Consider the following 24,683-nt stretch of genomic DNA (forward strand, 5'->3'; position numbering starts at 1 on the left):
AGCTAAATTGCAGTGTTTAAGATTTAAAAAACGCCAAATACTGAAAATAGACAATGACCAGGTCTTCTTTTGCCTTTTTTTTCATTTGGTAAATTTCTTAATATTTATAGCTAAACGACAACCGTCATCCCGCAGCGGGATCTCTTGTTAGCGCCGCGGCGGTATGACGGTTGTCAGGGTGTCATTCCAGTGCTTGACACAGTTGTCTAAGTGAGCCAGTGGTTATATTATTGCTATATTTCTCACTTACCCAACAAACTTAGATTTTATGCTAAACTGTGCTGCCACTAACTTTGCAACCGGTACTCTATAGGGTGAGCATGAAACATAATCCACCCCTGACTTGATGAGAAACTCTATAGATTTTGGATCTGCTCCATGCTCTCCACATATACCCAGCTTTATTTCTTTTCGGGTTTTTTTGCCTCTTTCAATGGCTATCTTGATTAACTCCCCTACCCCTTCGATGTCCAGCACTTCAAATGGGTCGTTTTCGAATATGTTGCTTTCCTTATAAGAATCAAGGAAATTAACTGAATCATCTCTTGAAAGTCCCATGGTTGTTTGCGTTAAATCATTAGTGCCAAAACTAAAAAACTCTGCATGTTTTGCTAACTTATCAGCAATCAGTGCTGCTCTTGGTAGTTCTATCATCGTTCCAATTGAATAAGCCTTGTCTGATGTCATTCCAGCGCGTGACGCTGGAATCTGCATCTGGATCCCAGCTGAGATGACAGAGGATTCTTTCTTTGCTAGCTCGCATATCAGAATAAACTCTTTCTCATTCATTATAAAAGGGATCATGATCTCAGGCTTGATTTCTACACTTTTTTCCTTTTTTAACTCATTTGCAGCATTAAGTATTGCCCTAATCTGCATGCTATATATTTCAGGATGAGAAATGGCAAGTCTACAACCTCGATGGCCAAGCATTGGGTTCTTTTCTGATAACTGTGCTATTTTATTTTTTACTGATTCAACTGACTTATTGAGCGATTTAGCAATTTTTTCTATAGTAGACTGATTATTGGGTAAAAATTCATGTAAGGGTGGATCAAGCAACCGTATAGTGACTTCCCTGCCCTCCATAATAGAAAATATTTCTTTGAAATCAGACTTTTGCATTTCTTCTAGTTTAATGAGCGCATTTGCCCTTTCATTTTCATCGTCAGCTATTATCAACTTTTGAATGAATTCGATTCTATCGCTAGCAAAAAACATATGTTCTGTGCGACACAAGCCTATACCTTCTGCACCGAATTCTTTTGCAATTTTTGCATCTTTTGGAGTATCAGCGTTCGCTCTCACTTTGATCGTTTTGATTTCATCTATCCAGTTGATTATCGTTTTGAATTCTTGCGATAATTCAGGTGAAATTGTAGGAAGAATGCCAAGGATAACCTCCCCTGTTCCTCCGTTGATGGTAATTGGTTCACCTTTATTTACTTTTGTATCCCCTACAGAAAAGAAAGTTCCATCTTTATCGATATAAAGTCCACTCACACTGCAAATGCATGGCTTACCCATTCCACGGGTTACAACAGCAGCATGCGAGGTCATCCCTCCCCGTGCTGTTACTATGCCACTTGCAGCATTCATTCCATTAATATCTTCAGGACTCGTTTCTGACCTTACTAAAATCACTTTTTTGCCCTGCTCTGCAGCTTTTTCAGCATCACTTGCACTAAACACTACATATCCAGAAGCAACCCCTGGAGAAGCCGGCAGCCCCTTCCCTATTACTTTTTGGTCACTCTTAACGTCAAGAACTGGATGCAATAAATTGTCAAAGGTTTTTGGATCAATTCTCAATATTCCTTCTTCTTTTGTAATCGTTCCTTCGTTTACCATATCAACTATTATGCGAATAGCAGCTTCAGCCGTGCGCTTGCCAGACCTAGTCTGCAAAATCCATAACTTACCGTCCTGCACAGTAAATTCGATATCCTGCACGTCTTTATAATGCCTTTCAAGTTTTTCACATACCACACATAATTCTCGGTAGACACTTGGCAGCAACTTCTCCATGGTGTTTTTTTGCTCTCCGTCAATTGGCATAGGAGTATAAACACCAGAAACCACATCCTCACCCTGAGCATTAACCAAAAACTCACCAAAAAGCTTTTTTTCTCCAGTTGAAGGATTTCGTGTAAATATCACACCAGTTGCAGAATTATCATTTAAATTACCAAAAACCATTGCTTGCACGTTGACCGCTGTTCCAAGGTTTTCAGGAATATTATGTATTCTTCTATAGGAAACAGCCCTATCATTTTTCCAAGAGGCAAATACTGCATTAACTGAGTTTAACAATTGCTCTTCAACGTTCTGCGGGAAATGTTTCTCAGTTTTTTCATATACTATCTTTTTAAAATCGTTAACAATTCTCTTTAAAACATCAACATCAGCTAAGCTTTTTGCTCCACTCTTTTGCTGCTCATTATCAACAACATCTTGAAATAGGTGATGATCAAGCTGTAGTACAACATTGGAGTACATCATGATGAAACGGCAGTAGCTATCGTAAGCAAAACGTTCGCCACTTTTTTTTGCAAGCCCAACAACGGTTTCATCATTTAGACCAACATTTAAAATAGTATCAAGCATGCCCGGCATTGAACTAACACTACCAGAGCGTATTGAAACTAATAAGGGGTTATTTAAATCCCCAAATTTACAACCGATGTCATTTTCGAGCATCGCCATGTAGTTTTTGATTCCACTACATATGTCATTCCAGTGCGTGACCACATTTTTTTCTGGATCCGAGTAGTCAGCTACTTGGATAACAGAAGATCTATTGTCTTGATAATAGACTTTGCAAGCAGAGGTGGAAATTGTGAAACCAGGTGGAACAGGAATGCCAACATTGCACATTTCTGCTAAATTTGCCCCCTTTCCTCCCAGCAGATTTTTCATTTCTGCATTGCCTTCGCATTTACCCTGGCTAAAGTAATGTATTAACTTTTCCCCCATCATTTTCTCCGGATTTTCACTGATAAACACATTGTACATATAGTTCCAATAAACCTGTGAGAACTTGAAACCTTAGGATAATAAATTTTACAAAATTTTGCAACAACGTTCCTTCTGGCAACATCAGTAAAGTTAACAAAAAAGATGACAAATTATTGAATTATTATCAATAAGAATATATAATATAAAGATACATTTAAAAATTTTTTTATGGCTCTTTCTAAATTTCTCGACCCCAAGAATGATGTTGCGTTCCGGCGTATTTTTGGTACTGAAAAAAATAAAGACATCCTCATTCACTTTCTCAATGATATTTTGGGGTTCACTGGCAAAGATGAAATAAAAGAAATAGAATTCCTCAGCACTATTCAAGATGCTGAAATTGCCTCTAAAAAACAAAGTATCGTTGATGTTCTTTGCAGGGATGAAAATGGGGTGCAAGTAATAGTCGAAATGCAAGTTGCCAAAACTAAAGGCTTTGAAAAACGCGCTCAATATTACGCTGCTAAAGCTTATTCAAGGCAAGCTGATAAAGGTGATCAATATCAGGATCTTAAAGAAATCATTTTTATAGCTATTGCTGATTGTATTCTCTTTCCTAATAAATCTGAGTATAAGTCAGATCATGTAATGTTAGACAAAGATAGCTATGAACATGATTTAAAAGATTTTTATTTTACATTTATTGAGTTACCAAAATTTCCTAAAACTAAAGAAGACCAATTGGAGAGTATAGTTGAAAAATGGATCTATTATTTTAAATATGCAGATGAAACTAGCGAAGAAGAATTGGAAAAGATAATAGGTAGTGATGTAATAATTAAAAAGGCATATGAAGAACTAAATAGATTCAACTGGTCAGAGAAAGAATTTATTGCCTACGAACAGGAAATAAAACGTATTCGTGATGAACGGGCTGTTCTTGAACAAAAACTTGATGATGCTAAAAAGGAAGGAAAAATTGAAGTTGCAAAAACAATGCTAGCTAATAATGTTGATGTCACCACTATTGTTAAGTTTACTGGCCTCTCCATGAGTGAGATCAAAGAATTGCAGAATTAAGTGGACCCGCAAACGGTTACACGAAATAATGCTGCAGCCTGACCAGATAATAAGTACATTTAGCCTATTTATCTTTATACTTTCATGCCAATTTTATAAATCAAATTTATTTCTGTGAGTAGCTACAATTTAAAGACCTTGCTTCATCAATGTAATGGAACAAAACCTTTTTAGTAAGTTCAAAACTTTCTAAAGTCTCTCCTTCGCATCTTGCTGTAATGCAGTTTTGCGTATTTGATACCCTAAGAAGCCACCAACCTTTATTATCGGTTACTTTAACACCATCAAGATCTGAAAATACAATATTTTGCTTCTCTAGTGTTTTCTTTATTGATTCAATTATTTGAAATTTTTTCTCATCTTTAACTACAATCTTCACTTCATGAGTGATATATAACTTTGGTAAATCCTTAATCACCTGAGATAGGCTTTGGTTTTTCTTAAGCAAAATGTCAACTGCTTTAACAGCAGAATATAGACCATCATCAAAACCCAGCTCAGAAAAGAAAAAATGCCCGCTTAATTCACCGGCAAACTTTGCCCCTTCCTCTACCATCTTTTTCTTAACTAGTGAATGTCCAGTAGCGCAGGTAATAACTTGCCCTCCTAACTTACTAACAAAATCATACACTTTCATACTCATTTTTACGTTGGCAATAACTTTGCTTTCTGGATACTCCTTCAACACTTCACGTACAAAAATTATAAACAAATGGTCATTGGAAACAACGTCGCCTTTATTATCAATTAAGCGCATCCTATCGCTATCACCATCTAGCGCAATGCCAAGATCACATCCATATTCTTTCACAATGTCAATTAATTGAGCGAGATTTTTTTCCTCTATGGGATCTGGATCATGCAGTGGAAATGCCCCATCTATAGAGTTATTGGTTACGATATGCGTATGACCAGGCAAGATCTTTTCAATACACCTTATAATTCCACTTGCTGGACTATTTCCACAATCCCAGGCTATTTTTAATTTCTGTGTAGTATTATTCTTCACTGCACTTTTTAATATGCAAATGTACTCACTATATATATTTATGTTAATTAAGCTTCCAATTCTTGTACTGTCTTTAATTGGATTGCTTATAATTTCCTTTGTTTCTTGATCTGAGAAGACTTTTTTATTACTAAAAAATTTAAAGCCATTATATTCGCTGGGGTTATGAGAGGCGGTTATTATGATACCAAGATCCGCCTGTGTGATTTGTGTTGCAGCGTAGAGCATAGGTGAAGAGCATAGTCCAACGCGTATAACATTTGCTCCAGATAAAGTTAAGCCCCTAATTAATTCTCTTTCTATACCTGGTGAATCTATTCTGCTGTCGTAGCCGACACAAACACTAGCTACGGTTTGGCCAAACTTTCTACCTATCTCGTACCCATCATTAATCTGCAAATCTTTGCCTACTATACCTCTAATATCGTATTTTCTTATAATGGTATTGTCCATACTGCACTGCTTAAGGAGTAACTACTATATAACATAATGGACAAGTGCTCAAGTTTCTTCTTTATTTACCATACAATTAATTAATTTTTAAATTAAAATTATTAATATTTAAATATATTCTCTAATAAATATAAAATTATGCCAAAGGAGAACGAAAATGTATTTATAGCCGAGAGTCAAAGTTTAAATGTAGATGAACAGCAGAAAAAGGATATTTTAGATGTGATTGAATCCTGCAGCAGCTTTCAGGAGATTATAAAACAACTGGAGAAAAAAAACCTAATCTGGTACTTTATTGGTCCTTTACTACAAGATAAAGACATTAAGGAACAAATGAGCTCAAAGTGGAAGACAGATTTCCAAAAATTTGAGCAATCAATAAATGAAACACATGGAAAATTTGAAACATTTTTACTAGATCAAAGTTTCTTGGCGTATTCAACAAAAGGTAATGACTTTAACATCAGGTTTGAAAATAAAGAAGAGTCAATAAAAATTAGTAATATTTTAAGGGCCAACAATAAAGATGAGGTTTATCACATATCTCTAGGAAGAGACAGTCGAATAACTGCTTACAAAAAGAATAAAAACGAGAGGTACTATGATTTTGCTGGTCCCAGTTCATGTGAAATGACCATTAACTGGCAGGCTAAGGATTCTGAAGGTAACAGCATAGATTGTAGCATGACCGTAAAATTGGATTCTGGTGGTATACAGAGTGTTATTGGTGAGCCAAAGTTTGGTGATTTAAAGTTCACACCAGAGGAGACAAAAGATAAAATATTAAAATTAGTTGAGCAGAATAAAGAAGTTTTTATCAATGGAAAAACTCTGTACAAAGCTTTTACTGACATGGGCCAAAGTGTCGACAACACACAAGGCCCATCATCGCAATTGCCTATACTAAGTAGCAGTGCACCTTCTTCGCGTAGAAGTTCTTTGTCTAGTGTTAGTGAATTTAGTGATGAAGATGAAATATTTGAGGATGATATGCCTAGTGATGAAGAAGAGTATAAACAAGAAGGATTAAAAGATAAAGTAGACAAAATTATAAATGAAATTGAGGAATTAGAGGAAGAAAAAGAAACATTTGCTAAATATTTTGCAGCGCAGACAAAGCAGCTTGAGGATCTAAGATTAGAACGTAACTCCTTAAAATCCACACTTGCGGAACTTGAAGAGAGTTATAAAGAAAAGGAAGACATATTACAAGAAGAGCTGAAGTCTGTCAAAGAGAGTCTAGAGCAACTGCAGAACATATTACAGCAGGAAAAAGGTCAGACAACTCAAACTGAAGTTGAATATGAAAGTAGAGGAACAAGCATGCAGCAGCAAGACCAAAGTATACAAGCTGTAAACAACAACTCAAGCAGAATAGCTAGTGGGTTAAGACAAGAAAACAAAAAATTGACTAGAGACAAACTAACTATATCTGAACAATTAAAACAAAAAATAAGAAAGATTGACGAGTTAAAGAAAAATTTAAAGCAATTACAAGAAGAAAATGAACAACTAAAACAAGAGGTTACTAAAAATGCAGGAGTTGATACATCATCTTCAACAGGTCAAAAAGAAGCTAAAGAAGCAGAAGTTATACCGCAAAACATTATGGATTGGCCTGTTCCAATTCCAGACGATAAACCGGAAGAGCAGGAAACTCCATTAGAGCCAATCAAGGTAAATACAGAATTATCAGATCCAAAATCAATCTCTGCTGAGGTTTCGGAAAAATCTCCTCCTCTTTCAAAATGATGAGTTTTTGTTTCTATTGTTAACTATAGCTAAGACGTCATACCATCGCGAACCGTCATCCGCCACGAACCGTCATACCGCGATTCATTCGCGGTATCTCATCCGCTAACACATAGCGGAATGACGAAGATGCCACCGCGAACCGTCATTCCGCCCCAGCGCTAACAAGAGATCCCGCTGCGGGATGACGAATTGCTTAACCGTCATTCCGCCACAGACCGTCATACCGTCACGAACCGTCATACCGCGATTCATTCGCGGTATCTCATCCGCTAACAAGAGATCCCGCTGCGGGATGACGAATTGCTTAACCGTCATTCCGCCACGAACCGTCATTCCGCCGCAGACCGTCATACCGCCACGGTATCTCTTAGCCGCTAACACGTAGCGGGATGACGGTTGTCATGGTGTCATCCCAGTGCCCAGACACTGGGATCCAGGAAACTTAACTTTAAATAAGCGGCTGCATAATAAAGACTAGATTCCAGCGTCACGCGCTGGAATGACACCCTACTTAACCGTCATACCGCGATTCATTCACGGTATCTCATCCGCTAACAAGAGATCCCGCTGCGGGATGACGATTGTCAGGCCAGCACCTCTATGATGTCATCCCAGTGCGTGACACTGGGATCTCATTTCGTAACTTCATAGTATAAATTATTTCAAATTGTATCTATTTGCAAATATAGTAATTTTGCATAAAAAATGAGATCCCAGATACTGTCTCTGCTGTCAAACAAATTATCCAACAAAATTACAATTAAATGGTTGATTATTTTTAAGAATACCAAAAAAGACATGCATTAATTTTCGCATTAACGCAAGAACTATGACATTTGCCTTTACTTGCTAGACGCTGACAAAACTTTTGAAAATGATTATTATGGTTTTTGACTACGGCATATAAAGAGCTTTTCGAATACGCTCAGATCCTATTTTGCATATGCAACTTCTCTGACGATCCCGATTGATAATGTCCTGGCAGCAAAAGCTGTAAATTGTTTAGCATTGTCAAAGTTATCAACTGATGGCATTTCTGCGACAACAGCAGTAAGATATCCTATACCTTTTATAGTCTTAAGGTTTTCCACCATATTTTTTAGATGTGGATAGTTATTTATATGCTTATTAATTTCTTTTTCGAGAACAATAATTTGCTCCTCTATTGCCAAAATTACTTTAGATATAGCTTCTTTGCAACTGGAATGCATATTTTTGTTTTCCAAGCGATTTGTCTGTTGCACCTTATCATCTTTTAGCGATTGCAAGCAACGCCCTAAAATGCCTCATTTCAGGTGCAATGGGCTTCCAAAGAGCAGGTCTGTTGGCGATACAAAATCTATAGCTGTATCTGATTTATCTGTCTTATTTCTGAGCAGCTCACTTTTGCCAAAAGCTTTCTGGGTTTACTATACTGACATTATGTCCTAAATCGTGCATAAAAGTAGCCAAATCTTCTCCATACCAACTCAAGACATAAATGAGTAAGATTTGCTCCATGGCCATTGCACCAAACTACAAGTTTTGCAAAACCATCTTGATTATTTTGAAAGACTTTGTGTCGTTTTTTACTGTCCACTAACAAACATCAAATTTCTTTTTTGAAATATCCACACCCAAAATAGCATTTACTTGCATAAAATTGCCTCCAAGACTATAAATAAACTGAGAGTTTAGACTAACCTTGTAATACGGGATATAATTCCAAAAGATACTGTTCAGTCTTTAACTCTATGGGAGGGAAGCAAAATCTGGCTTAATGGCATTAGTGTCGCATCAGCTTCACCCTCCCTGTGAGGTATTTTAGCTCTAATGCCTCACATCATAAAGATACAAGTGTCACGCACTGGCATGACAGCAGTCCTACGTCATACCGCCGCGGTATCTCTAGATCCAGCTGCGGGATGACGAATTGCTTAACCTTCATACCGCCACGAACCGTCATTCCACCGCGAACCGTCATACCGCGATTCATTCGCGGTATCTCTAGATCCCGCTGCGGGATGACGAATTTCTTAACCGTCATACCACCACGAACCGTCGTTCCACTGCAGACCGTCATACCGCGATTCATTCGCGGTATCTCTAGGTCCCGCTAACAAGTAGCGGGATACTTGATCTTTACAGGGATGACGGTTGTCGTTTAGCACAAACATTAAGAAATTTACCAAACGAAAAAAAAGGCAAAAGAAGCCCTGGTCATTGTCTATTTTCAGTATTTGGCGTTTTTTAAATCTTAAACACTCCAATTTAGCTGCTTTTAAACGCAACTCACCTTAGTTTAAATGTTTAAGAAATTTACTAAGCAGAAAAAAAGGCAAAAGAAACCCCGCGTTAGCTAGTTGTCACTCTCTAATCCTGCAAATTGGCGTACTATACTGTCTTAAACGACTTATAAGCGCGTTTCAGCTTATATAGGTAAAAACCCAGAAATGTTGTGAAGACATAAGGTGCACATAGTGCAAAAAATTAAAAATAAGACGCCAACTACGTTGTTTTCTTGCTGTTTAATCTGCACAGATGAAGATAACTGAATACCTTCACTATCATGATAAGAGGGCTGGCGAGGCTTGTCAAGTAAGTTTTTTCGTTTCTAACGGTTGTTGCCAAAAACTATACAAGAAGTCTTTTAAGATCAATCACTTATCTTCAAAGCTTGAATAAAAGCATTCTGTGGAATATTTACGTTCCCTATAGAATGCAACCTTTTTTTACCCTTCTTTTGCTTTTCAAGTAGTTTCATTCTTCGCGTTACATCTCCACCATAGAGTTTAGCTGTCACATCTTTTCTATATGGATTAATCGTTTCTCTGGCAATAATTTTCCCGCTCACTGCTGCTTGAATCGCGATTTTATATTGCTGACGTGGTATTAGATCCTTCAAGCGTGCGCATATTTCACGCCTCCTTTTTTCTGCTCTGCTTTTGTGAGCGATACAAGCCAGTGCATCTACGGGCTCTCCATTAATTAAAAAGCTTAATTTATCTATTTGGCTTACCAGATAGCTGGAAATTTCCCAATCCAAACTTGCATACCCCTTGGAAATTGATTTTAGCCTATCGTAAAAATCAAAAACAACTTCAGACAGTGGTAACTTATATCTTAACAATGCTGTTATTGTGTTACCAATGTAAGATAAATCTTCCTGTTCTCCCCTCCTTTCTTCACATAGAGATAGAATCTCTCCCAAGTATTGATCAGGAACCATTATGGTTGCAGTAATCCATGGCTCTTCCACAACTTCAATTTTCGTTGGATCTGGCATATCACTTGGGTTATGAATATTCAAAACTTCACCACTTCGTGTTGTAACCCTATATATAACACTCGGTGCAGTTGCTGTTAGGTCTAAATCAAATTCTCTCTCGAGCCTTTCTTGAATAACTTCAAGATGCAACATTCCCAAAAAACCACAACGAAATCCATAGCCTAGTGCATTTGAAGTTTCGGCTTCGAAGGTAAAACTTGCATCATTTAAATGTAACTTCTCTAGAGCTTCCCTTAAATATTTAAAATCATCCGTTTTATGAGGGAAAATGCTACAAAATACCACAGGATGCACTTCTTTAAATCCAGGAAGTGCTTCACTACAAGGTCTCTTTTCCTCAGTGATAGTGTCCCCTACCTTGCAGTCTGCCACTTCCTTCATTGAAGCAGTTATAAAACCAACTTCACCTGCTGAAAGCTCTCTCGTCATAACTTTTTTAGGGGTGAAAATACCAATATTGTCCACTTGATATGTAGCATTATTAGACATCATAACAATCTTCATGCCTTTTTTTAGCACTCCATTTTTAACTCGCACTAAAATTACTACTCCTAAGTAAGTGTCATACCAACTATCAACCAAAATTGCTTGCAATGGAACATTTACATCACCTTGAGGAGCTGGAAGTTTTGCTACTATTGCTTCCAGTACATCTTTTATTCCAAGTCCAGTTTTTGCTGATATTAAAACTGACTCACTTGCGTCAATGCCAATTACTTCCTCAACCTGGAGTTTTACCTTTTCTGGATCTGCAGCAGGGAGATCAACTTTATTGAGTACAACTATTATTTCATGATTATTGTCAATCGCCTTGTATACATTTGCAAGGGTTTGTGCTTCAACACCCTGACTACTATCTACTATTAAAAGTGAGCCTTCACACGCTGCTAAACTTCGACTTACTTCATACGAAAAGTCAACATGACCTGGAGTGTCCATGAGATTTAGGCAATATTGATTACCGTCGTTTGCCGTATAATTAAGTTTTACCGTCTGTGCTTTAATTGTAATCCCACGTTCACGTTCTATATCCATTGAATCGAGTATTTGATTGGTCATTTCTCTTGCTTCAAGGCCGTTACATTCCTCTATTAAACGATCAGCAAGCGTTGACTTACCGTGGTCTATATGCGCTATTATTGCAAAATTCCTTATGTTGTTCATTTATGGCCTACTATACTTAAACTATTTTACATTTTAAGTGTTGTGAGGGCAATTATTTATTAAGAGACTATTTACTCCTTCAACGTAAACGACACTTTTTTCGAGCAGGAAATAACCTTATTAACCATATAGTTTTCATGATTATTATCTATTTTAGGCAACTCATACAGATAATTTACCATCATTCCAGCCGACTGACTAATACCCTTTTCAGAGGTATCCGCCATCCAGTTTAATTGTTTTATCGATGCACCATTGCTTAAATGGAAATGTGCCACCTGGTCATAAGCATTTCCATTACTATTATTCACTTTTAGTAAATAATATGCACACAGTTTAAGCATGCATTGTTTAGTTTCATTTGTACATTCAACATTAGTTTTTAATTGCTCTGCACTTTCCAAAATTTCTGCACTAGATTGTTTTATATTTAGTTTGCCCAATAAAGTGACATCTTGGTTTAGATTGTTTTTTAGCCATTTAGTAAAGCCAGGTATTGGAGAAAGAGTCGCGTATGTTTTTATACTTTTAAACTCCTGTGATAGCTTTTCTACAACCCTTTTGATCAAAAAATTACCAAGGCTGATTCCAGATAACCCTGCTTGAGTATTTGATATTGAGTAGAATATAGCAGTGCTTGCACTACTTGGATCACTTGAAGGTACTGATTCATCTAAAAGGTGTTGAATGCTATCTACAATCTTATTCACCAATGCAACCTCTACAAAAATTAGAGGTTCGTTTGGTATTTTGTAATGAAAGAAAGCAAAACAGAGACGATCAGAATCTAGTCTGTTTTTTAAGTCATCCCAAGAGGAAATTTTATGCACAGCTTCATATTTTATAAGTTTTTCTAGCAATGATGCAGGTGAATCCCAGGTGATTTGACGAAGATCGAGTAGATCAACATCAACCCAAGTATAGAGTATATTTTTCAATTCGTTCTCTAGTGGATTCAAGCTTCTATATTGGTTCTTTAGCTTAAGCACATCAGAACGCATATCAACAATAAACTTGAGGCCTTCTGGTAAAGAAATAAATTGCTTTAATATTTTAGAACGTGGTGATTCAAGAATTTTTATTAAATCCTGCTCAAATTTATAGTTTAACTCGGGATCTTGGTTTTTCTTATACTCTCTAATTTTCTCATCTATTTCCGCTTTATTCGGATTAAATTTTCCTGCCAGGGTTTGTAGAAATTTTATTTTACCTTTCTCTGATAAGCTCAAGTACAGGTTACCAAGAGATACAGCGTTCTTACGCGCTGAGACCTCTCCTCCCTTTGGATTTAAGCACTCGTTCATCTTCAAGACTAAACTATCGATATCGCGACTGTTGCTTAAATCAGGACCGATGTTACCAATCCACGATCTTACAGCATCTGCCACTTCACCTAGTATTTTAAAAAAGCTTCTTACCGCTTTTTTGTCCTCAACTTTCACTATATCAGTTTTTACCAATGATTCTTTTGTCATAGATTTCCTTTATTATACATGGCTAATGCAAGTCAGGGTCATACCGCCGCGTTATCCCCCTAACAAGCAGCGGGATAACGAATTTGTCGTTTGTCAAATCGTCGGTAAACCCAAGTTATTTTAGCTACATATAGCTTAAGTTAAAGGAAAATTTTAGCTACATAGCAGGCACTATTACTGAATTATTAATAATTCAGTAATACAATAGACTTCTTGCACTACCTCCCAAGCCACAACTGTCATTCAGTAGAAACGAAAAAACTTACTTGACAAACTCCGCCAGCACCCTTATTATAACAATAAGGGTATTTATGACTCAAAACTTGTTTTTGACCTGCAGGCTCAATGACAAAATTCAGTAAAAAACTCAGAGTATTTATTGGCGGATTACATAAAATTATAGCGGCTGCATGTCTTTTTTATTTTTTCTACATTCAGCCAAATCGCGCTTATTTTAAGCGTCAGCACATTATTACAGCGCCACTTACAGTAATATAGAGTCAAAACTCGCACCACGGGGCTTCTTTTGCCTTTTTTTCTGCTTAGTAAATTTCTTAAACATTTAAACTAAGGTGAGTTGCGTTTAAAAGCAGCTAAATTGCAGTGTTTAAGATTTAAAAAACGCCAAATACTGAAAATAGACAATAGACTTCTTTCAAAATTCATGTAAGGAGCTCAAAATTGTGGATAGCAGCAATCAAATTAAATCTTAAACCAAAACGTTTTCGTCGCTTTCTATATCTATCGGAAATGATTTTAAACCTTTTCAATAAGCCAATTACGTTTTCAAGTATTGCCCTGTGGCTCATAAGTGTCCTGTTCTCTTTTTTTTGTTCTTTGCTTAACGGATTCTTTTTCTTTTTCCTGTGCGATAATACAACATTTTTGTGTATCTTCTGCATTCCCCTGTAGCCAGCATCAGCTAAGATTTTAGTTTGCTGCTACTTTTGATTCTCTAAACATCCGAAAATCGTGTTTTCTGCCATTCGAGAAAGATGTGCATATGACTTTTCTTCTCTGTTACTATTTGTGTTTTTATAGTATGCCTTTTTTTCTTTCCAGAGTAGAAGGGCTTTTGCTTTTTTTTGGCCTCTCTACTGGCGTCTCAGTTCCGTCTATTACTAAAACTTCATATTCTACATCACTCTTTAATAGTTCTTTTTTTCCTGGTAATGCAAAATCTGGATATTTTATTAATGTGTCTTCTACCCATCTTATTATTTTAAAACAATTACTTTCACTCATGCCATAACTTTGTCCAATATGAAAATATGTGCGGTTATATATTCTAGTGCCATCAGTAGCCTGTCTTCTACGCAAAGTTTGCTTTTTCTTCCACTTCTAGCTTTTTTTCTTTCTCATCCATAATTTCTACCATTCGCTCAAATGTTGCTTTTTTTACCCCTGTTAAACGTCGAAACTTTTCTCCTTCTAACTTTTCTATTTCCTTATATTTCATGCTTTCAAATACTTGATCTTACACTCCTTCTTCTAATTTTGAAAGAAGTCTAATGACCAGGGCTTCTTTTGCCTTTTTTTTCGTTTGGTAAATTTCTTAAACATTTATAGCTAAACGACAACCGTCATCCCGCTACGTGTTAGCGGCTAAGAGATACCGCGAATGAATCGCGGTATGACGGTTAAGCAATTCGTCATCCTGCTACGTGTTAGCGGATGAGATACCACGAATGAATCGTGGTATGACGGTCTGCGGCGGAATGACGGTTAAGCAATTCGTCATCCCGCAGCGGGATCTCTTGTTAGCGGATGAGATACCGCGAATGAATCGCGGAATGACGGTCTGCGGCAGTATGACGGTTCGCGGTGATTCGTCATCCCGCTACGTGTTAGCGGGATCTAGAGATACCGTGGCGGGATGACGAGGATGCCGCCGCGAACTTGTCATTCCAGTCTGGAATCCAGTTTTCCATATAATCTCATCGAAAATGTTGTAACCACTTTCTATGCTAGTTTGCTTGCTTACAAGCAAACTTTTCTGGATCCCAGTGTCTGGGCACTGGGATGACAGCATCATAAAGAAACCAGTGTCAGCTACTTGAATGACACCATAGGGGCTACTTTCATGACATCATTCTCTTTCCTGGATCCCAGTGTCAGCTACTCGGATGACACCATTTGTTGTAAACTCACTTTTACTCTATGGTCTTGCCGCTATCCTGAACGGATACCTTTTTTTTCATTTGCTTAAATATTTATAGCTAACATGAACTGGGCAGTGCGTCACACGCTGACCATTTACTGTGCAAATCACCTTCAAAAACAAACGTTCGTACACATATATTCTAGCTATATGATAAAATAAATGAAAAACATCAATTATCTAAATGAAATTCACATCTTAAAAGGATCATATACATCGATTTCCTTAGAATTACTCTTTTTCAATTTTTCACTTAATAATCTTAAAATAGGCTGTAAATCACCATTAATTGATAAGCACAGCACTTCTTTATTAAGATAATTGGCTAGGTGATTCTTCTTTTCCAGAATTTCTGCTTCTCTCAGCAAGTCGCATTTGTTTAATACTACAATCTCTTCTTTTTCAACAAGATCACCATTGTAAAGTTCCAATTCATTATGGATACAACTATAAGCCGAAACAACGTCATCATGAGTTACATCGATTAAATGAAGTAAAATTTGACACCTTTTTATGTGCTTTAAAAATTTATGTCCGAGCCCAACTCCAAGGTGAGCATCAGTGATTATTCCAGGAATATCTGCTATTACAACTTCGCTATCATCCACTTTTGTCACACCTAAGTGGGGTCTTACAGTGGTAAATGGATAATCGCCTACTTTTGTATCGGAATTTGAGCAGCGAGTCAAAAATTTTGATTTACCTGCGTTTGGCATGCCAATAATTCCAACATCTGATAAAACTTTTAGTTTTAATAATACATGTTTTTCTTCGCCAGGCTGACCGTAAGTAAAATGTCTTGGTGCCTTATTAGTAGAAGATTTAAAATTAGTATTTCCAAGTCCACCTTTTCCACCCTGTGCTACTTGAAATTCCATACCAGGCTTGTCAAGATCTACTATTATATCCTCACTTTCTTCATCAATTATTTGTGCACCGACTGGAACTCGAAGTATAACGTCTTTCCCCGCTGTGCCAGATCTATCCCTGCCTGCACCATTTTTCCCATTATCTGCTTTAATGTGTCTTCTATAACGAAAATAAAGCAAAGTGTTGAGGTTAGCGTCGCTGATGAAAACTATGTTTCCACCCTTTCCTCCATTACCACCATTTGGACCACCAAATTCAACGAACTTTTCTCGACGAAAACTTGCACAACCGTCACCACCATCACCGGCTTTTAAACACAATTTTACTTCGTCTATAAAACCCATGCTAACCCACGATAATATTTAGCATCTTTTCCTAATGTGCCTTCTATTCTCATTAGCTCGTTATACTTCGCTAGCCTATCAGAACGCGACAGCGACCCGGTTTTTATTTGCCCGCAATTTGATGCAACTGCTATATGAGATATTGTTGTGTCTTCTGTTTCACCTGAGCGGTGAGAAATAACAGCTTTGTAGTTGTTTGATTTTGCCATTTCAATAGCAGCAAAAGTTTCTGTTAACGTTCCTATTTGATTTGGCTTGATCAGCACAGCATTTGCCATTTTTTCTTCTATTCCTTTGCCTATTAGTTCACAATTTGTAACAAATAAATCATCCCCAACCAATTGAATTTTACTCCCCAATTTTGCAGTAAGTAATTTCCAACCTTCGTAATCGTCTTCACTCATTGCATCCTCTATAGAAATTATTGGATATCCTTCCACAAGATTACAATAATATTCAGTCAATTCTTTTGAAGTAAGCTCTTTATTTTCAAATTTGTAAATTCCATCTTCATAAAAAGTAGATGAAGCAACATCAAGGCCTAGTGCAAAATCACTTTGCGCTGAATAACCTGCTGATTCTATAGCGTATATGATCAAGTCAAGTGCTTCTTCAGTACTTTCAATATTTGGTGCAAAACCACCTTCATCTCCTACGTTTGTGCTATAACCTTTTTTCTTAAGAATGCTACGTAAGTTGTGGAACACCTCCGCAGATATTCTGATAGCTTCACTGAAAGTCTCAGCACCGACCGGAAGAATCATGAATTCTTGGAAATTGAGCTTATTGTCTGCATGTACTCCACCATTAATTATGTTAATGAGTGGAACTGGCATAACACTCATCTGCTCTCCTCCCAAATATCTATACAACGGTATTTTGAAACTGTTTGCTGCTGCTTTTGCAACCGCAAGAGACACACCCAAGGTTGCATTTGCTCCAAGTTTAGATTTATTTTTTGTTCCATCCAGTTCAATTAATGCTTTATCAATTGCATTTTGGTCCGCTGCATTCATTCCAATGATTTTATCTGTTATCACTCCATTTACAGCTTGAACAGCTTTCAGCACTCCCTTACCACAATACCTTCTTTCATCTTGATCTCTTAGCTCCAATGCCTCTAGCTTACCAGTTGAAGCTCCAGAAGGTACAGCAGCTCTACCTATTGCTCCATCACAAAGCTCAATTTCTACCTCAACGGTTGGGTAACCCCTGCTGTCTAAAATTTCTCTTGCAAATACATTGTTGATTATCTTATTCATTACATTAACCCTTTACTAGATTCACAATTGTGTGCATGGAACGTTCTGTCTCGGAAGATGTTATTCCAGCGCTGTAACATTTCAGTGTATGAACATTCCAATATACAAGTAATTTGAGTAGCGGATGATGTCATTCCAGTGCTTGACACTGGAATCCAGCTTTTACTATACAGCCACCTGGTGTGCTCATTTATGATTAAGTTTTCTGGATCCCAGTGTCTGGGCACTGGGATGACATCATTCTTAGTGGAAGTTACCCCCATATCACAACGTTCGTACAGTTGTGTGCTTCGACACTGGGATCCAGCCTTATTACACAATTTTATCATATAAATCCTCCCAGTCCGGATTCTCTTTCTCAATTAAATTCATTTTCCATATGTATAATTGACTAGATTCTAGTTTTAGTCACTTGCATAACACCTTGCTTGCGTTTATTCTATAGCTTAACTAACCGTTTGTATAGTTTCTGCTATGAGCTTCGCAGTTTCCTTTGCCAATTTATCTATATTGCTACCAGCACCAATAAATAATACTATATCACCTGGACTTGTCGAATCACTAATAAAACGTGAAATGAGTAGAGAATCATTCATGATTTCTACGCTATCAAACCCATTACTGATTAAAGCTTCTTGTATATCATTAATCCCACAACCAGGAATAGGCTTGTCTTCTGGGGGATGAACAGGAGTGAGGATGACATAATCAAACATCATGAAAATTCGTATGAATTCATCAAAAAAATTACGAATGCGAGCAAAACGAAGTGGTTCAATAATTCCTATTACTTTTCCTTTAGTAATCGAACGTGCAGCCGTTAAAGTTGCATATATTTCATTTGGATGATGGGCATAATCCTCAATTAACTTAACGCCTTTAATATTGGCAATCAAAGAGAATCTTCTTGCTACTCCTTGGAATTCCAAAAGGCCTTTTTTAATCTCTGCATTGCTAATCCCGAGCTTTATCGCAACTGATATTGCAGCCAAGGCGTTGCTGACCTTATGCATCCCTATTGCGTTTGATAGTACTATGTTTTTTAAAGGGCTGGATCCCAGTGTCACACACTGGGATGACAGAGGGTGATGGGATGACACCTGTTTTTCTGTCATTCCAGTGCGTGACACTGGAATACAGTTGTTCAACACGTCAAATTCTATGCTGTTAGCATGCTGTTTAATGTTGCCAGCTCTAATGTTACCGCCCTCAAACCCAAACGTCACAGAATTACTTGCATTATAATTAATACCTATAGAATCAGGCAAAATTGCAGAATCTGCGCTGTTTATAAACTGAGAAAACGCATTTTTAATATCATCAAATGTACCGTAATATTCTATGTGGTCATCATTAATACTCGTTATAACAGCAATATTCACAGGAATTTTTAGCATGGTTCCATCAGACTCATCAGCTTCGATTAAAAAAATGTCACTCTTTCCAAGTCTTGAATTACTCTGATACGAATTTAGTATTCCCCCTACAATTACAGTTGCATCAATATTAGAATGATTAAAAATAGAAGCAATCATAGCTGTTGTTGTCGTCTTTCCACTTGAACCTGAAACTGCTATCACATATTTATCTTTCATAATTTCAGTAAGTATGTCTGATCTATGCAAAATGGTTTTATTGTTATTTCTCGCTGTTACTAACTCCACATTATCAGATTCTATCGCAGAAGAATGTACAACTATTTGAGCTTGGCTTATATTATTAGCATTGTGACCAATAAAAACCTCTATGCCCAGCCTTTGTAATCTATCTACATTGTTGTTTGATTGTGCATCACTGCCTTGAACTTTGTAATTCGAGTTGTGAAAAATTTCAGCAATGGCACTCATTCCGATTCCACCTATACCAATTATATGTATTATTCTTTTTTGAGTTTTGTTAATATTTAGCAGTAGATGTTTACTCATTACTAAATTTATTATAGTATAATTTAAAATCCTCATAGTATCGAACCCTCTTACCGAATACAATGATAAAAAACTTAGCCTTCCTATGTCTAATATTTGTTTTGATGAGTAGTTGCAGTTTTAGCAACAGGTTTAATTGCACTGCAGGTCATTATAAAATTGGCTGCAGCTACACAATAAATGGTATAACTTATTATCCAAAAGACTGTAAACACTATGAAGAGATAGGGATAGCGTCGTGGTATGGAATAGAAGATCATGGCACGCTTACAGCAAATGGTGAAGTGTTTAACCGTCACTTGATCTCTGCAGCGCATAAGACTTTGCCCCTGCCCTGCTTTGCTCTTGTCACTAATTTAGAAAATGGAAGAAAGCTTGTTGTAAGGATTAATGATAGAGGGCCTTTTATTGAAGGCAGAATAATAGACTTATCAGAAAAAGCAGCTCAAGTCTTAGGATTGCATAAAGTAGGGCTTGCAAAGGTAAAAGTCCAATACCTAAGAAAGATGTCAGAACAATTGATACAAAATACTCCTCATTACAGAAAGCAATATGAAAAAGAAATGCAGAAACGTCACCCAAAACAAGACAGTGCAGAAAGTAAGGGGTATGTTGCATTTTTTAAAAGTGCTCAGGCTGCTAAATCAACTGCATCAAAGCTTCGCAATCAAGGAATAAAAAATGTTAGATTACTTTTTAAGAACGATCAGTATTGCGTGAAAGTGAGTTATAGGTAGTGGTGAGTGCAGAATTCAAAAGATTTGGTTAATGTAAGAAACGCTGGCTAACTATTGTAAGTTAAAAATGTAATATAAAAAAGATATCAACAATTTATAGCTATATCAACTATGTTTTTTTTAAATTTTTTGAATTTAGTTTTATTACAACTCTTGTTTATAATTTTGTATTTTTATTCAATTAGAAAATGCATTTTTGACAATAAACACCCTAATTTATCATAGAAAAATTTTATATCAAACAACAGTTACTGCTTAGATTTTATGGTTAACGAATATGTGCTTTAAGTGTGTGTGGACGCACATATTCGTTAACTTATTTTCTATGCAGATTTTTTAATTCACATTAACTGCTTCTTTAAGCCTGGCATTAGCAATAACCATAATTTTACGCATTAGAGCTTACCATCTTCTTCTTACCACTTTCAATGAGCTTGGAATAAAAGGCACCAAGTGCAGATTTGGACTTTGCAGCAGCCATTGCAGCCGTAAAAAGCTTAGTACGAACATTGCTTCTACCGCCTGTTATTCTTCGATAACCAATAGCTTTTCCACTTTCTTTTGGATGCGGTGCAACTCCAGCAAGACTTGCTACTTCTTTTCTGTTTAAGTAGCCAAGCTCCGGCATCAGACACACAAAATCTTGTGATAACTTTGGACCTATTCCTGGCACTGTTCTCAGAATTTTTTGGCGCTTCTGTAACTCTAGATTTTTATCAATGATTTTTTGTATGGCATTATTGAGCTTATTTATCTGACTGTTAAAAAAGTCAATGGTTTTTTGGCAACTTTTTTTTGTGTAGTCATTTTCAGGTGCTTCCAACCTACATTTCTCTTGGGCTCTCATTTGTGTAAGGTCATCACGACGTTGACAAAGTGCAATCAAAGTTGATTGTTCTTTAGAAGTAGGGAGAAAGAGTTCTATGGCGCATACTGAGCAAGAGCCATTGCATCTGATTTATCAGACTTTGCTAAAGTTCCGTGAGACAAGATAAAGCTTTTTACTTTACGGGTATTAGCTCGATGTACAGCGATATTCTTGTCAATAAGAAAATGCGATAAACCAAGCTCATATTTTCCTGTATTTTCTAAAGTTACTAAAGAATTAGGTAAGATACCTGAAAACTTTTTAAACAATTGTTGCCAACCAGAAGCATTATTATCAAATTCGACAACACTCTTCTGTGTGTGAACCGCAACAACATTTTTAAATTTTCCGATGTCAATACCAATAAAGTTTTGATAAGATGTAACCATATTAACAACCTCGATAGTTTATTGATTTAAGATTGTAAACGGGTGCATACATATGTCCCATGCAACTATTCAAACGTATCGAGGGATAGGGCTAGTGTACCTTGATATAGACGGTTGTTATAACACCAACGCCGCGCACACGCCCGTGATAGCTCTATTCCTATAGTGAGTAGAGTTATCTTCCCTCTTGTTTCTTTTATAACATATTTTTAACTTACAACCGCCGCGGTGCTAACAAGAGATCCCGCTAACAAGCAGCGGGATGACGAATTGCTTAACCGTCATACCGCCGCGGTATCTCCCAGCATAGATCCTGCTAACACGTAGCAGGATGACGAATTGCTTAACCCTCATCCCGCCACGAACCGTCGTTCCGCCGCAGACCGTCATACCGTGATTTATTCACGGTATCTCATCCGCTAACAAGAGATCCCGCTGCGGGATGACGAATTGCTTAACCGTCATACCGCCGCAAACCGTTATACCTTCACGAACCGTCATGCCGCCGCGGTATCTCTTAGCCGCTAACAAGTAGCGGGATGACGGTTGTCGTTTAGCTACAAACATTAAGAAATTTACCAAACGAAAAAAAAGGCAAAAGAAGCCCCGTGGTGCGAGTTTTGACTCTATATTACTGTAAGTGGCGCTGTAATAATGTGCTAACGCTTAAAATAAGCGCGATTTGGCTGAATGTAGAAAAAATAAAAAAGACATGCAGCCGCTATAATTTTATGTAATCCGCCAATAAATACTCTGAGTTTTTTACTGAATTTTGTCATTGAGCCTGCGCAGATCAAAAACAAGTTTTGAGTCATAAATACCCTTATTCTCATAATAAGGGGGCTGGCGAAGCTTGTCAAGTAAGTTTTATGGCCTAGCATCACACGCTGGGATGTAGGGTTTCTGGCTACATTTTCCTATTAAACTCACCTTTCCTCTATGTAACAGATTTCGTATTAAATTTTAAATCTAATGCACCTAGATATACAAGCATTCCTAGCAAAACCATAGGTATAGAAAGCAACTGCCCCATAGTTAAATCAAGCCACAAATAGCCAATTTGATAGTCTGGTTCGCGAAAAAACTCAACGAAAAAACGTGCTATTCCATACCACATAACTGCAATACCAGTTAACGCACCGTGATACAGTCTTATTCTAGTCAAGAAAAACAGTGAATTTGCAACTGCAAAAAGTAGCAGGCCTTCAAAAAGTGCCTCATAAAGCTGGCTTGGATGACGCAGCAAATTATCACCACTTTCTGGAAATACCATACCCCATGGCATAGTTGTAACTCTGCCAAATAACTCTCCGTTTATAAAATTTCCTATGCGACCTAAAAATAAACCTATGGGAACTCCGCAAGAAACTAGGTCCAGTGCATAAAATATAGGAATGTTACGTCTTTTACACGAAATTATTACTGCAAACAAAACTCCTATAGTACCACCATGAAATGACATTCCCCCTTCCCAGGTCTTCAATATCTCAATAGGGTTGCTTATATAAAGAACTGGATCATATATCAATACGTAGCCAAGTCTACCTCCAAGGATAATGCCTACAATAGTGGCTGTTAATAACGAATCATAAAAATTCTTAGTAAATATTTTTTGGTCGTCTAGCTTGTGTAAATACCAATATGCAAACACTATACCCAAAACGTAAGCTAAGGAATACCAATATATAGAAACAGGACCGATGCTGAAAATTACTGGATTTAAAGACATATTTTGCTATAAATTATTCTTAGACAATCTACTTTTTTCACGATCCCATTCTCTCTGTTTTATGGTTGCTCTCTTATCGTAGAGTTTTTTTCCTTTTACAATGGCAATTTTAGTTTTTGCAAATCCTTTATCATTAAAATAGATCGAAAGCGGCACAACAGTTATCCCAGCGGTTTTGATTTGACCAATTAGTTTGTTTATCTCTTGTTTATGTAAAAGTAGTTTACGTTCCCTTTTTGGTTTATGATTTTTTCGGTTTGCAGCTTTATATTCTGCAATATGCATATTGTGCAGCCATATTTCGCTATTCTTTTCGATAACGTAGGCGTCGGAAATATTCACCTTTCTTTCTCTTAGCGATTTAACTTCACTGCTTAATAAGACCATACCCGCTTCAAATTCTTCTAAGATGAAATATTCAAACCTTGCTTTCCTATTTTCTGCAATAACTTCCATATCTAAAGATCTTTAAGCTTCAATATATTACAGAGTTTTTGACTTAATTAATAACAAAACAATTATTACTATAAATGCTAGGGGTCATGTAGTTAGAAAAGTTTCAATCTTTCTGCAGGTGCAACCTGTTCTGCGCTTTCTACTTCCATTTCAGCTCTAGGTTCAAAATTTGCTCCATTTTCTAACAAAAATCTTACTATATCTTCGTGGTCCTCTCTATCAGCATAATTTGAAGGAGTCCAGCCATTATTGTCCTGCGCATTAACATCTGCTCCGTTTGCAACTAGAATTCGTACTACACCTTCACAACCCCATTCAGCAGCACAATGTAAGGGAGTATATCTATCGTTGTCCCGTGCGTTAACATCTGCTCCGTGCACAATTAGAGCTCTTACTATATTTTCATGGTCACTTTCAGCAGCATAATGTAAAGGAGTCCAGCCATCATTGTCCTGTGCATTAACATCTGCTCCGCGCGCAATTAGAGCTCCTACTATATTTTCGTAGCCACCTTCAGCAGCAAAATGCAATAATGTGGCTTTTACAGGATCTGGGTCACTATGTATAGTGAATATATGATTTATGTCAAATCCACTATTCTCCCACCTTCGTAAATCATTTTCTTCTAACTTGGTTTTTATTCTTTCAATTATATTATTCTCGTTTAAATCTGAAAGATCATTTATTTCTGCGAGCATTTTTATAAAATCGTCAAATATCATAACTTCTCCACTTCATTAAAATAACCTGGTTATTATACTCCTTGATATAAAAGTCAAG

The 24,683-nt window shown here is 36.9% G+C and carries 20 protein-coding genes and 4 pseudogenes; 4 read left to right on the forward strand and 20 right to left on the reverse strand.

The genetic code is table 11. From position 1 onward, the window contains the following. Window positions 1–246: 246 nt before the first annotated feature. Complete coding sequence (ppdK, locus tag NHG98_RS02230) at window positions 247–2,976, reverse strand: pyruvate, phosphate dikinase (RefSeq protein WP_259245570.1); 2,730 nt, start codon at window positions 2,974–2,976, stop codon at window positions 247–249. Between the two features lie 210 nt (window positions 2,977–3,186). On the opposite strand from ppdK, the gene NHG98_RS02235 reads away from it, so the two are divergent. Continuing rightward, window positions 3,187–4,038, forward strand: coding sequence for an Rpn family recombination-promoting nuclease/putative transposase (locus NHG98_RS02235; protein ID WP_096616857.1), 852 nt, complete (start codon window positions 3,187–3,189; stop codon window positions 4,036–4,038). A gap of 106 nt (window positions 4,039–4,144) precedes the next feature. On the opposite strand, the gene NHG98_RS02240 is transcribed toward NHG98_RS02235, so the two are convergent. Further along, complete coding sequence (locus NHG98_RS02240) at window positions 4,145–5,500, reverse strand: phosphomannomutase/phosphoglucomutase (protein WP_096616854.1); 1,356 nt, start codon at window positions 5,498–5,500, stop codon at window positions 4,145–4,147. A 138-nt stretch (window positions 5,501–5,638) separates the two neighbouring features. Between NHG98_RS02240 and NHG98_RS02245 the strand changes: the two genes are divergently transcribed. Beyond that, window positions 5,639–7,252, forward strand: coding sequence for a hypothetical protein (locus tag NHG98_RS02245; RefSeq protein WP_259245510.1), 1,614 nt, complete (start codon window positions 5,639–5,641; stop codon window positions 7,250–7,252). Between the two features lie 105 nt (window positions 7,253–7,357). Here NHG98_RS02245 and NHG98_RS02250 read toward each other — a convergent pair whose 3' ends face one another. The 7 genes and pseudogenes from NHG98_RS02250 to NHG98_RS02285 form a co-directional block, all read right to left on the reverse strand. Then, a complete protein-coding gene (locus NHG98_RS02250) occupies window positions 7,358–7,636 on the reverse strand; it encodes a hypothetical protein (protein ID WP_259245511.1) in 279 nt (92 codons plus the stop codon). A 360-nt stretch (window positions 7,637–7,996) separates the two neighbouring features. Next, window positions 7,997–8,893, reverse strand: a pseudogene (locus tag NHG98_RS06520) (IS110 family transposase). Between the two features lie 184 nt (window positions 8,894–9,077). Continuing rightward, complete coding sequence (locus NHG98_RS02265; RefSeq protein ID WP_259245512.1) at window positions 9,078–9,329, reverse strand: hypothetical protein; 252 nt, start codon at window positions 9,327–9,329, stop codon at window positions 9,078–9,080. Beyond that, window positions 9,271–9,405, reverse strand: coding sequence for a hypothetical protein (locus NHG98_RS02270; protein WP_259245513.1), 135 nt, complete (start codon window positions 9,403–9,405; stop codon window positions 9,271–9,273). Before NHG98_RS02270 ends, NHG98_RS02265 begins: the two co-directional genes overlap by 59 nt. Window positions 9,406–9,890: 485 nt before the next feature. Beyond that, window positions 9,891–11,687: a translation elongation factor 4 gene (gene lepA / locus NHG98_RS02275; RefSeq protein WP_096616909.1), complete on the reverse strand. Its 1,797-nt coding sequence runs from the start codon at window positions 11,685–11,687 to the stop codon at window positions 9,891–9,893. A gap of 71 nt (window positions 11,688–11,758) precedes the next feature. Beyond that, window positions 11,759–13,162: a malonyl-CoA decarboxylase gene (locus NHG98_RS02280; protein WP_096616911.1), complete on the reverse strand. Its 1,404-nt coding sequence runs from the start codon at window positions 13,160–13,162 to the stop codon at window positions 11,759–11,761. A 662-nt stretch (window positions 13,163–13,824) separates the two neighbouring features. Continuing rightward, window positions 13,825–14,621 (reverse strand): annotated as a pseudogene (locus tag NHG98_RS02285) (IS5 family transposase). A 205-nt stretch (window positions 14,622–14,826) separates the two neighbouring features. Here NHG98_RS02285 and NHG98_RS02290 point away from each other — a divergent pair. Further along, a complete protein-coding gene (locus NHG98_RS02290; RefSeq protein ID WP_259245515.1) occupies window positions 14,827–15,042 on the forward strand; it encodes a hypothetical protein in 216 nt (71 codons plus the stop codon). On the opposite strand, the gene NHG98_RS02295 is transcribed toward NHG98_RS02290, so the two are convergent. The 5 genes and pseudogenes from NHG98_RS02295 to murC all read right to left on the reverse strand — a co-directional run bounded on the left by NHG98_RS02295 (window position 15,003) and on the right by murC (window position 19,760). Continuing rightward, entirely contained in the window at window positions 15,003–15,197 is a 195-nt protein-coding gene (locus NHG98_RS02295; RefSeq protein ID WP_259245516.1) for a hypothetical protein, read from the reverse strand. The genes NHG98_RS02290 and NHG98_RS02295 overlap by 40 nt on opposite strands. Window positions 15,198–15,514: 317 nt before the next feature. Continuing rightward, the gene (cgtA, locus tag NHG98_RS02300; RefSeq protein WP_096616921.1) at window positions 15,515–16,537 is read right to left on the reverse strand and encodes an Obg family GTPase CgtA; all 1,023 of its coding nucleotides are present in this window, start codon (window positions 16,535–16,537) and stop codon (window positions 15,515–15,517) included. Continuing rightward, window positions 16,525–17,799, reverse strand: coding sequence for a phosphopyruvate hydratase (gene eno / locus NHG98_RS02305; RefSeq protein ID WP_096616919.1), 1,275 nt, complete (start codon window positions 17,797–17,799; stop codon window positions 16,525–16,527). Before eno ends, cgtA begins: the two co-directional genes overlap by 13 nt. Window positions 17,800–17,879: 80 nt before the next feature. Beyond that, window positions 17,880–18,029 (reverse strand): annotated as a pseudogene (locus NHG98_RS06460) (WPE palindromic element domain-containing protein); the annotation flags it as partial. A gap of 216 nt (window positions 18,030–18,245) precedes the next feature. Beyond that, window positions 18,246–19,760, reverse strand: coding sequence for a UDP-N-acetylmuramate--L-alanine ligase (murC, locus tag NHG98_RS02315; RefSeq protein WP_096616915.1), 1,515 nt, complete (start codon window positions 19,758–19,760; stop codon window positions 18,246–18,248). Between the two features lie 26 nt (window positions 19,761–19,786). On the opposite strand from murC, the gene NHG98_RS02320 reads away from it, so the two are divergent. Continuing rightward, complete coding sequence (locus NHG98_RS02320) at window positions 19,787–20,461, forward strand: septal ring lytic transglycosylase RlpA family protein (RefSeq protein ID WP_096616913.1); 675 nt, start codon at window positions 19,787–19,789, stop codon at window positions 20,459–20,461. A 336-nt stretch (window positions 20,462–20,797) separates the two neighbouring features. Here the strand turns inward: NHG98_RS02320 and NHG98_RS02325 are convergent. From NHG98_RS02325 to NHG98_RS02350, 6 genes and pseudogenes are all read right to left on the reverse strand, one after another. Continuing rightward, window positions 20,798–21,718, reverse strand: a pseudogene (locus NHG98_RS02325) (IS110 family RNA-guided transposase). 231 nt (window positions 21,719–21,949) lie between these two features. Beyond that, entirely contained in the window at window positions 21,950–22,108 is a 159-nt protein-coding gene (locus tag NHG98_RS02330) for a hypothetical protein (RefSeq protein WP_259245518.1), read from the reverse strand. A gap of 12 nt (window positions 22,109–22,120) precedes the next feature. Beyond that, window positions 22,121–22,249 (reverse strand): hypothetical protein, encoded by a 129-nt coding sequence (locus tag NHG98_RS02335; RefSeq protein ID WP_259245519.1) that lies wholly within the window; start codon window positions 22,247–22,249, stop codon window positions 22,121–22,123. Between the two features lie 406 nt (window positions 22,250–22,655). Then, window positions 22,656–23,447 (reverse strand): prolipoprotein diacylglyceryl transferase, encoded by a 792-nt coding sequence (gene lgt, locus NHG98_RS02340; protein WP_096676754.1) that lies wholly within the window; start codon window positions 23,445–23,447, stop codon window positions 22,656–22,658. Between the two features lie 6 nt (window positions 23,448–23,453). Next, entirely contained in the window at window positions 23,454–23,903 is a 450-nt protein-coding gene (gene smpB / locus NHG98_RS02345) for an SsrA-binding protein SmpB (protein ID WP_096641532.1), read from the reverse strand. Between the two features lie 92 nt (window positions 23,904–23,995). Further along, window positions 23,996–24,625, reverse strand: coding sequence for an ankyrin repeat domain-containing protein (locus NHG98_RS02350; protein ID WP_096676752.1), 630 nt, complete (start codon window positions 24,623–24,625; stop codon window positions 23,996–23,998). Window positions 24,626–24,683: the final 58 nt, after the last annotated feature.

The organism is Wolbachia endosymbiont of Aedes albopictus, assembly GCF_024804185.1.
Classification (GTDB): Bacteria; Pseudomonadota; Alphaproteobacteria; order Rickettsiales; family Anaplasmataceae; genus Wolbachia; species Wolbachia pipientis_B.